The 13,481-nt window shown below is 69.2% G+C and carries 12 protein-coding genes; 6 read left to right on the plus strand and 6 right to left on the minus strand.

Annotated features, from left to right (window positions below; all coding sequences use genetic code 11):
* Nucleotides 1-237 precede the first annotated feature (237 nt).
* A complete protein-coding gene (locus HYG95_RS20175; RefSeq protein ID WP_370465852.1) occupies nt 238-1,371 on the plus strand; it encodes a metallophosphoesterase in 1,134 nt (377 codons plus the stop codon).
* Nucleotides 1,372-1,651: 280 nt separating this feature from the next.
* On the opposite strand, the gene HYG95_RS20180 is transcribed toward HYG95_RS20175, so the two are convergent.
* Nucleotides 1,652-2,209 carry an ABATE domain-containing protein gene (locus HYG95_RS20180; RefSeq protein ID WP_370465853.1) on the minus strand — a complete coding sequence of 186 codons (558 nt, stop codon included), beginning with the start codon at nt 2,207-2,209 and terminating at the stop codon, nt 1,652-1,654.
* A gap of 83 nt (nt 2,210-2,292) precedes the next feature.
* Here HYG95_RS20180 and HYG95_RS20185 point away from each other — a divergent pair, with 83 nt between their 5' ends.
* Nucleotides 2,293-3,750, plus strand: coding sequence for an MFS transporter (locus HYG95_RS20185; protein ID WP_181700007.1), 1,458 nt, complete (start codon nt 2,293-2,295; stop codon nt 3,748-3,750).
* 46 nt (nt 3,751-3,796) lie between these two features.
* Nucleotides 3,797-4,126, plus strand: coding sequence for a carboxymuconolactone decarboxylase family protein (locus HYG95_RS20190; RefSeq protein WP_181700009.1), 330 nt, complete (start codon nt 3,797-3,799; stop codon nt 4,124-4,126).
* Between the two features lie 121 nt (nt 4,127-4,247).
* Here the strand turns inward: HYG95_RS20190 and HYG95_RS20195 are convergent, their stop codons facing one another.
* Nucleotides 4,248-4,547 (minus strand): helix-turn-helix domain-containing protein, encoded by a 300-nt coding sequence (locus HYG95_RS20195; protein WP_220139646.1) that lies wholly within the window; start codon nt 4,545-4,547, stop codon nt 4,248-4,250.
* Nucleotides 4,548-4,697: 150 nt separating this feature from the next.
* Between HYG95_RS20195 and HYG95_RS20200 the strand changes: the two genes are divergently transcribed.
* Nucleotides 4,698-5,561 (plus strand): NAD(P)-dependent oxidoreductase, encoded by an 864-nt coding sequence (locus tag HYG95_RS20200; RefSeq protein ID WP_181700013.1) that lies wholly within the window; start codon nt 4,698-4,700, stop codon nt 5,559-5,561.
* Between the two features lie 234 nt (nt 5,562-5,795).
* On the plus strand, nt 5,796-6,542 hold the full coding sequence (locus HYG95_RS20205; RefSeq protein WP_181700015.1) for a dienelactone hydrolase family protein: 747 nt from the start codon (nt 5,796-5,798) through the stop codon (nt 6,540-6,542).
* 19 nt (nt 6,543-6,561) lie between these two features.
* Here HYG95_RS20205 and HYG95_RS20210 read toward each other — a convergent pair whose 3' ends face one another.
* From HYG95_RS20210 to HYG95_RS20225, 4 genes are read right to left on the minus strand one after another with little or no spacing between them, the layout of a single operon-like run.
* Entirely contained in the window at nt 6,562-7,809 is a 1,248-nt protein-coding gene (locus tag HYG95_RS20210) for a cytochrome P450 (protein ID WP_181700017.1), read from the minus strand.
* Nucleotides 7,810-7,833: 24 nt separating this feature from the next.
* Nucleotides 7,834-9,126, minus strand: coding sequence for an FAD-dependent monooxygenase (locus HYG95_RS20215; RefSeq protein ID WP_181700020.1), 1,293 nt, complete (start codon nt 9,124-9,126; stop codon nt 7,834-7,836).
* The gene (locus HYG95_RS20220; RefSeq protein ID WP_181700023.1) at nt 9,123-10,346 is read right to left on the minus strand and encodes a cytochrome P450; all 1,224 of its coding nucleotides are present in this window, start codon (nt 10,344-10,346) and stop codon (nt 9,123-9,125) included. Before HYG95_RS20220 ends, HYG95_RS20215 begins: the two co-directional genes overlap by 4 nt.
* Complete coding sequence (locus tag HYG95_RS20225; protein WP_181700025.1) at nt 10,343-11,581, minus strand: cytochrome P450; 1,239 nt, start codon at nt 11,579-11,581, stop codon at nt 10,343-10,345. The genes HYG95_RS20220 and HYG95_RS20225 overlap by 4 nt, the downstream gene beginning before the upstream one ends.
* Before the next feature lie 214 nt (nt 11,582-11,795).
* Here HYG95_RS20225 and HYG95_RS20230 point away from each other — a divergent pair, with 214 nt between their 5' ends.
* Nucleotides 11,796-13,448, plus strand: coding sequence for an AMP-binding protein (locus tag HYG95_RS20230; protein WP_181700027.1), 1,653 nt, complete (start codon nt 11,796-11,798; stop codon nt 13,446-13,448).
* Nucleotides 13,449-13,481 lie beyond the last annotated feature (33 nt).

The raw sequence follows: 13,481 nt of genomic DNA on the forward strand, positions 1-13,481 counted from the left end.
CAACCGCGCGCCGCGACAACGATCCCGCCGCACGCACTGCGCGGTGTGACCGCCCGCGTCTTCGTGACCGACTCGTTCGCGGGTTCGAAAGCGGCGGTATCTCCGAAACCTGAGAGCAGGTGCCCGCCACCGACGTGTGCTACCGGTCGTCACCGACATCTCGCGCTGACGCACAATGGCCGCGTCACGACGAAACCGCGTCCCGCCCCCGGGGCGCCTTGTGAAGAACGGGATTTCGTGAGCTCCGCTGTCTTGCTGGTACTGATCGTGTTGATTCCGGCGGTGATGCTCGCTGTGCCGTGGTGGGCGCTGATCGCCGCCCCCACCGAACGCAGTGGTCCGCTCTACCGGGTCGGCACCGCGGCGTTCGTCGCCGGGTACATCTGCCTGCCGGTCGCGCTGATCCTCGGGCACGGGCCGCCGCGGATCGACTCGGCAGCGATCGTCGGGGACGTCCTGCTCGGGGTGGTGTGGGTGCTGTTCAGCTGGTCGGTGATCGGGCTGGTCGTCCGTGGTGGGCTGAGGATGGTCGGCGCACGGGGAGTTCGTACGAGTCGAGTTGTCGCGCTCGCCGTGGTGGTGATGTCGGTCGTGCTCACCGGGTACGGCGTCTACGAGGCGCGGCGGGTGCCGCAGGTGCGCACCGTCGACGTCGCGATACCGGGGCTGGCGCCGGGCCTCGACGGATTGCGCGTGGTGGTGCTCACCGACACCCACTTCGCGGCGCTGGATCGGGAGGGCTGGTCGCAACGCGTGGTCGAGGAAGTCAACGCGCAGCGACCCGACATCGTGGGACTGGCGGGTGACCTCGTCGACGGCTCGGTGGACGAACGGCGTCATCAGGTTGCTCCGCTCGCCGGGGTGCGGGCGCCGCTGGGTCGGTTCTACATCACCGGCAATCACGAGTACCTCGACGATGCCCAGTCGTGGCTGGACTACATGGCCTCGATCGGATGGCAGCCGCTGCACAACGCGCACCGCACCGTCGAACGCGACGGGGACAGGTTGACCGTAGCCGGGATCGACGACCCCACGGGCGCCGATGTGCCAGGCCACGGCCCTGACCTCGCGGGCGCGCTCGCGGGCACCGACCCGCGGTTGCCGGTGGTTCTGTTCGCACATCAGCCCAGCCAGGTCACCGACAGTTCGGCGGCGGGAGTGGAACTGCAGATCTCCGGACACACCCACGGCGGTCAGATCTGGCCGTTCCACTACCTGGTCCGACTCGACCAGCCGGTCGTCGCCGGATTGAGCAGCCACGCGAACGGCACCCAGCTCTACACCAGCCGCGGTACCGGGTACTGGGGGCCGCCGATGCGAGTGTTCGCGCCCAGCGAGATCACCGTGCTGGTTCTGCATCCGCAGAGGTGAAGGTGGACACGCCCGTTCGAACCGCGAAAGGCCCCCACATCATCGACGATGACGACACGAGAGTTGTCGTCGCCGCGGCCTGATGACAGCCGAGTGGTCGGGCGCATCGGTGGATTGATCAGAGGCCGTCCCGGGCAATCGAGCTGCTGGGCCGATTTGCGACCCTGGCCGGTGAGCTCGTCGGTGAGGCACGGCCGCCCGGGCGCACCCGAGAACCCTGTACCGGGCCCTGGCGCTGCTTCGAGAGGACGTGAACTGCCGTCAAGGTGGCGGATGGTGGCTATTGCTCGGCTTTGTGGCGTCGGTAGTGCCGGGCCACGCGCATACGGTTGCCGCACAGCGCGGCCGAGCACCAGCGTCGGCGCGGGTTGGTGGGCAGGAACCAGATCACGCAGTCGTGAGCGTCGCATTGCCGGATCGTGGTGACCGCAGGATCGGCAAGCAGGTGGGCGGTGGCCTCGGCGAGCTCGGCGGCCAGACGCTGTCCGGGCGTGCCCTCACGCAGGCGGGCGGCGGTCAAGCCGGCGTCTTCCCACCTCAGGTGCGTAATCGCGGGGGCGGCACGTTGGGCGTGTTCGAGCGCGTGTAGGTCGAGCTGGTGCGGGCATTGCCCGCGGCGGGCGCGTTCGAGGGCAGACGCGATGTGGTTGCGGATCGCGCGAACAGCGCTGACATCGGCCACGCCGATATCAGCACCGAGCTCGGGGAGCCGGTGAGCCTGGGCCGTGCACCATGCACGCAGATCGTCGGGAGTTCTCAGCAGATCACCGAGGGACGGCGCGGTGTTGATCAGATCCAGCGGCAACGGCTCGCCGAGCAAGGGAAAACGACTGATCACGATCCTAATGCTACATACCGTGTTGACACATTAGCACGGCCTCGATACCTTACGGGGGTACCGAATAGCTGAGGAGGTTATCCATGCCCGAGGTGGTCGGCGGCGCGGCAGATAAGGTCGCGAAGACTTCGCCCGCGGTGGTGGCTTCGTTGTTCACCATCGCGACAGCCCAGTTGATGCTGGTGCTCGACGACTCGGTGGTGAACGTCGCGTTGCCCAGCATCCAGCGGGAACTCCACGTGAGCCCGGTGTATCTGTCATGGGTGGTCAACGCCTACATCCTGGCCTTCGGTGCGCTGCTGATGCTCGGTGGCCGCATCGGGGACCTGTGGGGTCGGCGCCGCACCGTGCAGGTCGGTTTGGTGATCTTCGTGGTCGCCTCGCTGGCCGGTGGTCTGGGGCAGACGGCGGGCATGCTGATCGGGGCGCGCGGGCTGCAAGGACTGGGCGCGGCGCTCATCGCACCGAACGTGCTCGCCCTGATCACCACGACCTTCGCCGAGCGGAAGCTGCGCGACACCGCGTTGTCGCTCTACGGTGCGATGTCGGGTCTGGGTATCGTGATCGGTCTGCTGGCCGGCGGTGTGCTGACCGGCACGCTCGGATGGCGCTGGGTCTTCTTCATCAATGTCCCGATCGGGCTGCTCGTCCTGCTGGGCACCCGCACCCTGAGCGCGCCGCAGCCGCACCGCGGACAGCTCGGCACCATCGGGGCGGTGCTGGGCACAGCGGGCACGTTCGCCCTCGTCTTCGCGATCACCCGCTTCGGTGAAGACGGCTTCACCGATCCGGTCGCGCTGACCGCCGCAGGTATCAGCGTCGCTGTCCTGGCGGGTTTCGTCCTCACCCAGGCACGCAGCCGCCACCCCCTCGTCCCGCTGAGCCTGTTCCGGGACCGAAACCGCACCGGCGCCTACCTGACCATGCTGCTGCTGGCGGTCGGACCCATGGGGTCGCTGTACGTGCTGACCCTCTACCTGCAACGAGTGCGCGACTATTCGCCGATCATGACCGGCCTGGCATGGCTGCCGTTCGCTGTCGGCATCATCCTCGGTGCGGGCCTGGCACCGAAACTGCTGTCGACCGTCGCCCCACGCCTGGTCGCCGGCGGGGGCGCCCTGCTCAGTGCCCTTGCGGCGCTGTGGTTCTCCACGATCACCACGACCAGCGGCTACTGGTCGCATCTGGCACCGCCGATGCTGGTGTCAGCACTCGGGTTCGGACTCGGCGTGATGGCACTGACCCAGGCAGCGGTCTACGACGTCGACAGCGACAAAGCCGGTATCGCCTCCGCGCTGCTCAACTCCGCCCAGCAGATCGGTGTCGCGCTCGGTATCGCGGTCCTGGCCGGTGTCGCCGCCACCATCACCAGCCATTCGACCGAGGCCGAACCCACCGCCCTCACCAACGGTTACAGCGGCGCCCTGCTGGTGGCGTTCGCGATGCTGCTGACCGCCACCGTGGTCGCTGTGTTGTTCCTCCGCGACAACACCCGAGAGCCGATGTCCACGGGTCGGTCTGCCGGGACCGTCTCATCCTGAGTCTCCCCCACCCGAGCACACCACCGAAACAAGCAAAGGATCAACGATGCACTCACACAACGACGAAGCGAAGTTCATGGCCGACATCAAGGAAGCCGCACCGGAAATGGTCTCGGCGTTCTTCGGATTCGACAAAGCCGTGTTCGACAAGAACACCGGCAACCTCGACCTGGCCACCCGGGAGCTGATCGCGGTCGGCGTCGCTGTGACCACACAGTGCCCGTTCTGCATCGAGGACCACGCCAAGCGCGCCGTCAAGGCCGGGGCTTCCAAGGCCGATGTCGCCGAAGCGGTCATGGTCGCGGCCGCCCTGCGCGCCGGTGGCGGCATCACCCACGGATGGAAAGCGATGAAGAGCATCGCCGACGACGAGTGATCCGCCCTTTCAGTAGCGGCGCAGTGGAGTCACACCCGGACACCGGGGTAGGCAGGTTCGCCGAGCGCGGCAGCGATCGTCTCCCGACGACCGTCGTACGTCGGCGAAACGCTCCTCGGCCTCAGGAACCCGACCGGACGACCTCTTCACCCATGAGGTGTTCGCGACCCCACGCCTCCAAGGGGAGCAGTGCGTTGTTGAGGAGTTCGCCGAGTGGGGTCAGGGAGTACTCGACGCGGGGTGGTACCTCGTTGTACACCGTGCGATGGACGATCCCGTCGGCCTCCAGCTCGCGCAGTTGCGTGGTGAGGACCTTCTCGGTGACGCCGTTCACCTCACGGCGCAACTCACCGAAGCGGTGGGGGCGTTCGCTCAGCGGCCAGAGGATCATCATCTTCCACTTGCCGTTGAGTACCGACATGGTGGCGTCGAGTCCGCATCGGTACGCGCCCGGCCTGCGTGTGATCGGCACGATGGTTCCTTCCCTCTACCTGTTCGCTATCCCGGAAGTGCGTACCCACTTCAGTGTGCGTACTTGTTCGGCCCGGATGCCACGCCAACACTAAACCGCATGTCCGACAACAAAAATAAAGCGCTCACCGTCCTCGGGCTCGGCGACATGGGCTCGGCCCTCACCCGTTCGTGGCTCGCGGCGGGATACACCGTCACCGTGTGGAACCGCAGTCCCCGGCGGGCCCCGGTCGGGGCGGCGGTCGCCGCCACCGTTGCCGAAGCCGTCAGCGCGAACACGCTCGTGGTGGTGTGTCTCCTCGACGACGCGTCGGTGCGCGCGACCCTCGACGGCGTCGATCTGACCGGCCGCGACATCGTCAACCTGACCACGAGCACACCCGCCGAGGCCCGTGCGCTCGCCGAGTGGATCACCGCGCGCGGCGGGAATTTCCTGGACGGCGGGATCATGGCCGTCCCCTCCATGATCGGCGCAGCCGACTCGGGTGCGTACGTCTTCTACAGCGGTTCGGCGCGGCTGCACGAGACTCACGCCGAGGCCTTGACGGTGCCTGCAGGTGTCACCTACGTCGGCACCGACGCCGGTTTCGCAGCGCTGTACGACATCGCGCTGCTCAGTGCGATGTGGGGCATGTTCGCGGGCGCCGCACACGCGTTCGCACTCATCGGTGGCGAGGACATCTCACCGGTCGAATTCGCGCCGCTCATGGTGGCCTACCAGCAGGCAATGGCCGGGTACGCCTACGGCACCGCCGCGCAGCTGGCGAGCGGGGACTACACGCAGGACGTGGAGTCGAACCTGGCGATGATGGCCGCGACGAACGACACGCTGCGACGTACCGCCCGGGAACAGGGCGTCAGCCCGGAACTTCTCGAGCCCTTCATGACACTGATGGAACGTCGGGTCGCCGAGGGCGGCGGGAACGAGTCGACCACCGGCGTCGTCGACCTCCTACGCCGCTGATCGAGCGGCTCCTGTCGGTGAGCGGCGGCGACTGTTTCCCGTGGGGGCTATGGTGGGTGTCGATGACTACCGGGACGGCCTTGCGCCACACACGGATCGGTGACCCGGTGCTCTTCTGAGCACCGTACGGGCCGAGGGCCCGACGTCCGATCGAAGATCCAGCGCCGCTGCGCGGGCTCCGCCTCCTTTCGTGTTGATCACAAGCTCCAAACATCAACCACGACAGGAGAATCCATGCATACCGAGACGCTGCAGATCCCCACCCTCGACGGCCACGCGGACGCGTTCGCCGCCTTCCCCGACTCCGGCGAGCAGTACCCGGGGGTACTGATGTACCCGGACGGTTTCGGTGTGCGGCCCGTGCTGCGGGAGATGGCCGAGGAACTGGCCGGGCACGGGTACTACGTGCTCGTCCCCAACTTCTTCTACCGGCACGGCCCGGCACCGGTGATCGAACTGCCCGAACACATCGGAGCAGACGCCCGCCCTGCTTTGTTCGCCCAGCTGATGCCCTTGATCGAGGCACACACCGCCGAACTCGTCCTGCGCGACGCCGACACCTACCTCGAGTTCCTCACCGACCGACCCGAGGTCAGCGCCGGACCCGTTGCAGTGACGGGTTATTGCATAGGCGGGCTCCTGGCAGTGCGCACCGCTGTAGCCCACCCCGGCCGGGTGGCCGCACTCGCCGCATTCCACGCCCCCGTAGGCGCCGACGGACTCGACAATCTCTCCGAACTCGCCGCCGAAGTCCATTTCGGCCACGCCGAAACCGATCTGACGCCCGAGGATCTCCGTCGGCTCAACCAGGCATTGGCTGCCGCAGGCGTCGAATACACCTCCGAGATCTACCCCGGCACCGTGCACGGCTTCACCATGTCCGACACCGACGACTTCGATCCCGCCGCGCTGCGACGTCATTGGGACCGGCTGCTCCCCCTCCTCGGCCGCGCACTGGGCAACGGTGGCGGCTCCCGGTAGCCGCCGACCAACTCGTCGCTCAGGCCGGGGTGACGGCCACCGGTAGCGATTCCAGGCCCCGGATGACGACATTCGGCTTGAACGGCGGATTCTCGCTGCGCAGTTCCAGCGAGCCGACCTTGCGCAACAGTACGTCGAGCAGGATCTCCATCTCGAGCAGGGCCAGCGGGGCGCCGAGGCAATAGTGGATGCCGAGGCTGAAGCCCAGGTGCTTCTTGGCCGGGTTCTTCGGGTCGGAGTATCGGGTCACGTCCAGCCGCTCCGGGTCGGGGAAGGCGGCGGGGTCGTGGTTGCTCGAATTGATCAGCACCACAACACCTTCGCCTTGCTCGAACCGGTGCCCGGCGACGGTGATCGGCCGGGTCGCGGCGCGCGTGGTGATCTGCACCGACGGGTCGAGGCGCAGCAGTTCGTCGGGTGCGTGGGCGAGCATCTCGGGACGTTCACGCAGCACCTGGATCTGGTCGGGGTTGCGCAGCAGGCGCAGCATGCCGGTGCCGATGAGATTGGCGGTGGTCTCGTGCCCCGCGACGAAGGTGGTGATGCAGGTGGCGAGCAGTTCCTGTTCGGAGAGCACGTCACCGCGATCCTCGACCTGGGACAGCGCGCTGAGCAGGTCGTCGCGCGGGCTGACGCGGCGTTCGTTGAGCAGCTCACGGAAGTAGCCCATGAATCCGCGGGAGGCCGCGCTGCGCGCCCGCAGGCATTCCTCGGGCAGCGTGTAGTCGTGATCGAAGCCGCGGGCCAGGTCCTGCGACCAGCGGTGCACCTGGTCGTAGGCCTCCTGCGGCACACCGATCAGCTCGCAGGCGATGATCAACGGCAGCGGGTAGGCGATCAGTTCGACGAGGTCGAATTCGCCCGCGGCCACGGCGTCGTCGACGAGCTGTTCGCACAACTGCTCGATCCGCGGCCGCAATCGGGTCACCATGCGCGGGGTGAATCCCTTGGTCACGAGGTTGCGCAGGCGGGTGTGGTCCGGCGGCTCCATCCACAGGAACGACGTGGGCAGTTCCTCGGGGGCGTTCTCCGGTAACACCGTCGGGTGCATCATCGCCGCCTCCTCGGCGTGGCTCCACGCGGTGGTCGACAGCACCGCCGCGCAGTCCTCGTAGCGGGTGAGCACGTGATGGCCGAGTGGAGTCTGGTGGATCGGGCCCGCTTCGCGCAGTACGCGGGCTGGGCGGTAGGGGTCGGCGCGGCCGTCGGGGCCGAACAGCTGGATCAGGGCGGTCTGGACGGCGTCGGTGTCGATCGTGGAGGTCATGGGTGGGTCTCCTCGTGGGGGTGGTCAGGGCAGGAGGATGCGGCGCAGCGTGCCCGGCGCGGTGAGCGCGGCGGGTGGGTCGACCAGGTGGGCGACTCGCAAGAAGGTCCTGGCCACGCGCGGATCGTGGTGGGCCACGCGCTGCACTCTGGTCACGAAGACGTCGGTGAGCCGGGTGCGCAGGGTGCGCCTGCCCTCGACGCCCGGATTGCGCAGATCCGAGCCGGCGGCCAGCTGCCAGGCCACCGCGACGGCGTCAGCGGCGGACGCGTAGAAGCGGGCGGGCAGGTCGTCGGCGTCGAGGCACTCGCGCAGAGCCGCCGCTTGCAGTGCGGCCACGGTCATGCCCTGGGCGTAGAGCGGGTTGAACGCACACTGGGCGTCGCCGAGCACAACGAGTCCCGCGGGCCGGGCGCTCTGGCGATCGAAGCGCCTGCGCACCGCCGTGCGGAAGCGGTACGGGACCGGCTCGCCGAGCGCGTCGGAGCCGACCACGATGGTGTGGATATCGGGCGCCGACAGCGACGCGGCGTACGCGCGGAACCCCTGATCGTCGGTCGGTGGATGATCGCCGAGCATCCCGGCGAGGGTGACGTGCCAGCGGTCACCCTCCACCCGCACCGCGCCGCCACCGCGCCCGTCGGCGCCGGTCGACACGATCACCGAGGCCTGGCCGTCGAGCTGGCCCGGCCGGTGCCGGAAGAACCGCGACGCGTAGCCGAGGTCGACCTCCAGGCGTTCCTCGTCGGGCACGTTCGCACCGATCGCTGTGAGCCACAGGGTGATTCGTGAGCCGCGGCCACTGGCGTCGACGATCAGATCGGCCGCCAGGGTCTGCTCCCCCGCCGGACCGGTCACCCGGACGGCGCGCACCCGCTGGGCGTCGCCGATCAGGCCTTGCACGGTCGTCCTGGTCAGCAGTTCGATACCCGGCATCCGCAGGGTGCGCCTGCGCAGGACGGTTTCGAGCAGGGACCGGGTCGCGATCAGCGAGGTGAGTCCGGTCGCGCCCGCCGCCAGCCGGGAACCCCCGACATACCAGCGGGTGCCGACGAGCACCTCGGCCACGGTCGCACCGTCGGAGACGGCCTCCTCGGTGAAGCCCGGATACAGCTCCTCCATGATCCGGCGGCCCCGGTCGAGCAGGCCGTGCAGATGCCAGGCCTGCGGAACACCGCGGCGCACAGCCGCTTTCGCGTCCGGCTCGTCGCGTTCCACCACGGTGACCCGGTCGAAACGCTCGGCGAGCACCCGCGCCGCCAACAGCCCGGCGACCCCGGCGCCGATGACGAGCGCGTGCTGCCGCGGCGCGGTCACAGGGTCACCGGGAGGTGGCGGACGCCGCGGTGGATCAGGCTGGGCCGGTATTCGATCGACCGCTCGGCCAGGGCCAGCTCGGGCGCCCGGTCGAGCAGGGTGCGGATCGCGGCCTCTGCTTCGATGCGGGCCAGCGGCGCGCCGACGCAGTAGTGGATGCCGAGGCTGAAGCCGAGATGCTTACGCGGCGGGCGGTTTCCGGTGAAGCGGGTGATGTCGAAGGTGTCGGGGTCGTGGTAGACCCGTTCGTCGCGATTGGCCGAGCCGGTGAGCACGACGACGCCGTCGCCGCGGCGGAAGCTGTGCTCGCCGACCCGGGTGTCGGCCAGCGCGACCCGGATCGTGAACTGGGTGGGTGCGTCGTAGCGCAGCATCTCGTCGATGGCGGAGCCGATCAGCTCGGGATGCGCGCGCAACAGCGCGAGCTGATCGGGATGCCGCAGCAAGGCGAGCATCCCGTTGCCGATCAGGTTGATCGAGGTCTCCATGCCCGCCACGAGCAGCAGCAGCGACATCCCGATCACCTCGGGCTCGGTGAGGAAGTCGCCGTCCACGCTGGCCGCGACCAGTTCGCTGAGCAGGTCGGTGCCCGGCCGCTGCTTCTTCTCGGCGATCAGCCGGGCGAAGTGGCCCATGCAGGCGATGGCCGCGTCGGTGCGGGCGCTGATGTCGTCGGGACCGAGCAGCGAGTCGGGGTCGCTGCCGCGCGCGATGGCCAACTGCCAGGCGCGGAAGCTGAGGCCGTCGGCGGCGTCTGCGCCGAGCAGCCGGACCGCGACCATGGCGACGGCCAGCGGAACCGCCAGATCCTCGAGTACGTCGAGTTCGCCGCGCTCGATTGCCGCGTCGACCAACCCGTCGACCACTGTGCCGGCCACCGGCACCATCTCGCCGATCATCTTCGGGGTGAACGCCTTGGCCACCAGCTTGCGGTAGCGGCCGTGCTCGGGCGGGTCCATGCGGACGAACGAGCCGGGGATGGCGGCGCTGGTGTCGCGGAAGGGACTGATGCCCGCCGCGTAACCGTGACCCCAGTCGGCGCCGGTGAGCACCGCCGCGCACTCCTCGTAGCGGGTCACCAGACGCACCGGCACCTCGCCGAGCTCGTACGGGAACAGCGGGGTGGCGGTGCGGACCCGCGCGTAGGCGGGGTACGGGTCGGCGCGATGGTCGGGGGCGAAGGCGTCGAAGGTGAGGTCGGCGGGGACAGCGGTACTCATCGGCCCTCCAGGCTGATTCGCAGTTCGGACATGCCGCGCACGACCACATTCGGGCGATACGGCGGTTCGGCGAGCAGATGCATCCGCTCGACCCGGGTGGCGACGGCGCGCAGCACGGCCTGCATCTCGAGGCGGGCCAGTGGTGCGCCCAGGCAGTAGTGCAGGCCGAGACCGAACGACAGGTGCCGTTCGGGTCGTTTGCCCGGCAGGTAGCGGCCGATGTCGAAGCGGTCGGCCTCGGGAAAGGCTTCGGGGTCGCGGGCGGCCGAGCCGATCAGCACGATCACCGCGTCGCCGGGAACGAAAGTCTTTCCGGCGAGCTCGATCTCGTGCCGCGCCGTGCGGGTGGTCAGATGCACGGGTGGGTCGTAGCGCAGCACTTCGTCGACGGCGGGCGCGCACAGCGCGGGGTCCTCGCGCAGTCGCTGGAACTGGTCGGGATGGCGGATCAGGGCGAGCAGGCCGTTGCCGATGAGGTTGACCGTGGTCTCGTGCCCGGCCACCACCAGGATGAGCAGGGTGCCGATCAGTTCGGTCCTGGTCAACCGGACCCCGGCCTCTTCGGCGTGCACCAGCGCGGTGATCAGATCGTCGCGCGGGTCGGCGCGGCGCCGGGCGATCAGGTCGCCGAAGAACGCGTCGAACGCGTGCACCGCCTCGGTGCGCGCGGCCAGCTCGGCGGGGCTCAGCAGGGTGTCGGGGTCGAGGCCACGAGCGATGTGGGCGGAGATCTCCCGCACGTGGGCGTGGGCTTCGGCGGGAACACCGAGCAGTTCGCAGATCAGGGTCAGCGGCACGGGGTAGGCCAGCGCCTCGAGCACATCGGTCTCGGCATCGGCCAGCATCGCTGTGAGCAGCCCGTCGACGAGCCGGTCGGCGCGCTCGTGCAGCCCTGCGACGGTCCGGGCGGTGAACGCCTTGCCGACCAGGCCGCGCAGGCGGGTGTGGTCCGGCGGTTCCATCCACAGGAAGGAGCCGGGCAACTCCACGTCACTGTCGCCGTGCAGCAGGTCCGGCTCCTCGGCGTGACTCCAGCGCGGATCGCTCAGGATCGCCTGGGCCTGCGCGTGCCGCGGCACCAGGTGGGTCTCGCGCGGGCCCGGCACGAACGGCCCTGCGGCGCGCAGGGTTTCGTAGCTGGGATAGGGGTCGTGGCGGCAGTGCGGCGCGACGCTCTCCAGCACCGCGATCTGCACCGGGGTCGGGTCCTCGACCGCGACATGATCGGAAGTCACCAGCAGCTCCTAGAGGCGATTTCGGTGCGGGGATTTCGCCGCTCATCGTCGCCGCGCGGTGGCCGTGAATTCGTGCAGTATTGTCTGCTCCGATCGGGCGATAGTCGAATATCTTTATCAGGCAGAGCAATTGGACGATCGACGGTGATTATCGGCGCGCGTATTTCGTTATTCGTTCAACGCGATGTCATATGGCACTGTTGTCGTTTCCGGCATGAATTCCTCGCGTTCGAGCGACACGCTCACCACCCTGCTGGCCGGGGTCGCCGCCGAACGACCGCGCGTCACGGCGACGTTCTGGTCGGTGTCGGAGCAGCTGGACAACGCCGAGATACAGGCACGCGCCCGGACGACGGCGACCGCCTTGGTGCGACGCGGGATCGGCCGTGGTGAACCCGTCGGCGTGCTCAGCCCCAACGCGCCGGAGTTCCTGACCTCCTTGTTCGGCATCGCCGCCGCGGGCGCTGCCGCCACTCCCCTGCCGCTGCCCGCAGGCGCGAGGGCGACGGCCGCCTATCCGACGAAGCTGGCGGCGATCACCGCCGCCGCGGGCATGCGTACGGTTCTGGTCTCACCCCGATTCGCCTCGATGATTCCGCTGATCGGGGACATCGGCGTCGAATTCGTCGACACCGGCGCGCTCGTCGAGGATGTCACCGCCGACGAAGACATCCTGCCGACGCCGGCCCCCGACGATCTGGCCATCGTGCAATTCACCTCAGGCAGCACCGCGCTGCCCAAGGGTGTGCGGCTCACCCACGCGAATGTGGTGAGCGGACTGGCCGCCATCCGCACCGGTATCGACCTCGGACTCGACGATCAGGGCGGGTTCTGGTTACCGCTGTTCCACGACATGGGCCTCTTCGGCACCCTGTCGGCGGTGCTGCGCGGCATCCCGGCGCACGTGTGGTCGCCGCTCGCGTTCGTGAAGGATCCGGCGCGCTGGCTCGCCGAGTTCGCCGCGACCGAGACCACGATCACCGCGATGCCGAACTTCGGCTACGAGGCGCTGCTGGCGGCGATCCCGCCGGAGCGGGTCACCGACTACGACCTGGGGCACTGGCGGATCGCGTTCAACGGTGCCGAACCGATCGCCGAATCGGTGGTCAGCGCGTTCCGCGAGCGGTTCGCGCCCGCCGGTTTCGCGCCGTCGACGATGTTCGGCGTGTACGGCATGGCCGAGGCCACCCTCGCCGTCGCGTTCCCACCGCTGCTGCGCGAGCCGGTGTTCGAATGGGTCGACCGCGCCCTGCTCGCGGACGCCGCGGTCGCCGACGTGGTCGCGCGGGACGCCGACGGGGCGCGGGCGGTCGCCTCGGTCGGCGCGCCCGTCGACGGGATCGCCGTGCGGATCGTGCACCCCGACACCGGCGCCGACCTACCCGACGGCCGGGTCGGCGAGATCCTGATCCAGGGCGCCCCGGTCACCGACGGGTATCTCACCGCCGACCCGGAGGCCGTGGCCGACCGGTTCGTCGACGGCTGGCTGCGCACCGGCGACCTCGGCTACCGGCGCGGCGGCGAACTGTTCGTCACCGGCCGCTGCAAGGACATGATCACCGTGCGCGGCGTGAACTACTACGCCCAGGACGTCGAGGCCGCCGTCCGTGACCTCGACGGCGTCCACAAGGGCCGCTGCACCGCCGCCGTCGATCCCGCCGGTGACGACGTGATCGCTCTCATCGCCGAAACCGAGCGCACCGGCGCCGCGGCCGACGCGCTCGCCGACGCCATCCGCGCCGCCGTCACCGCCCAGCTCGGGCTCGGCGCGGTCCAGGTGCACCTGGTCGCACCGCGCAGCATCCCCCGCACCAGCAGCGGCAAGCTCCAGCGCCTCGCCGCCCGCGATCTGATCGGCCGGCGATGACGCCGCGCCCGGCTCCCCCTCGATCGAACGGAG

Source organism: Nocardia sp. GTS18 (assembly GCF_013839555.1).
Lineage (GTDB): Bacteria > Actinomycetota > Actinomycetes > Mycobacteriales > Mycobacteriaceae > Nocardia > Nocardia rosealba.

Excerpts from the sequence above, each read along its gene's own strand:
- HYG95_RS20220 (WP_181700023.1), bottom strand. The coding sequence starts at position 10,346 with ATGAGTACCGCTGTCCCCGCCGACCTCACCTTCGACGCCTTCGCCCCC.
- HYG95_RS20195 (WP_220139646.1), bottom strand. The coding sequence starts at position 4,547 with ATGTCGGTACTCAACGGCAAGTGGAAGATGATGATCCTCTGGCCGCTG.
- HYG95_RS20200 (WP_181700013.1), top strand. The coding sequence starts at position 4,698 with ATGTCCGACAACAAAAATAAAGCGCTCACCGTCCTCGGGCTCGGCGAC.
- HYG95_RS20190 (WP_181700009.1), top strand. The coding sequence starts at position 3,797 with ATGCACTCACACAACGACGAAGCGAAGTTCATGGCCGACATCAAGGAA.
- HYG95_RS20210 (WP_181700017.1), bottom strand. The coding sequence starts at position 7,809 with ATGACCTCCACGATCGACACCGACGCCGTCCAGACCGCCCTGATCCAG.
- HYG95_RS20230 (WP_181700027.1), top strand. The coding sequence starts at position 11,796 with ATGAATTCCTCGCGTTCGAGCGACACGCTCACCACCCTGCTGGCCGGG.
- HYG95_RS20205 (WP_181700015.1), top strand. The coding sequence starts at position 5,796 with ATGCATACCGAGACGCTGCAGATCCCCACCCTCGACGGCCACGCGGAC.
- HYG95_RS20185 (WP_181700007.1), top strand. The coding sequence starts at position 2,293 with ATGCCCGAGGTGGTCGGCGGCGCGGCAGATAAGGTCGCGAAGACTTCG.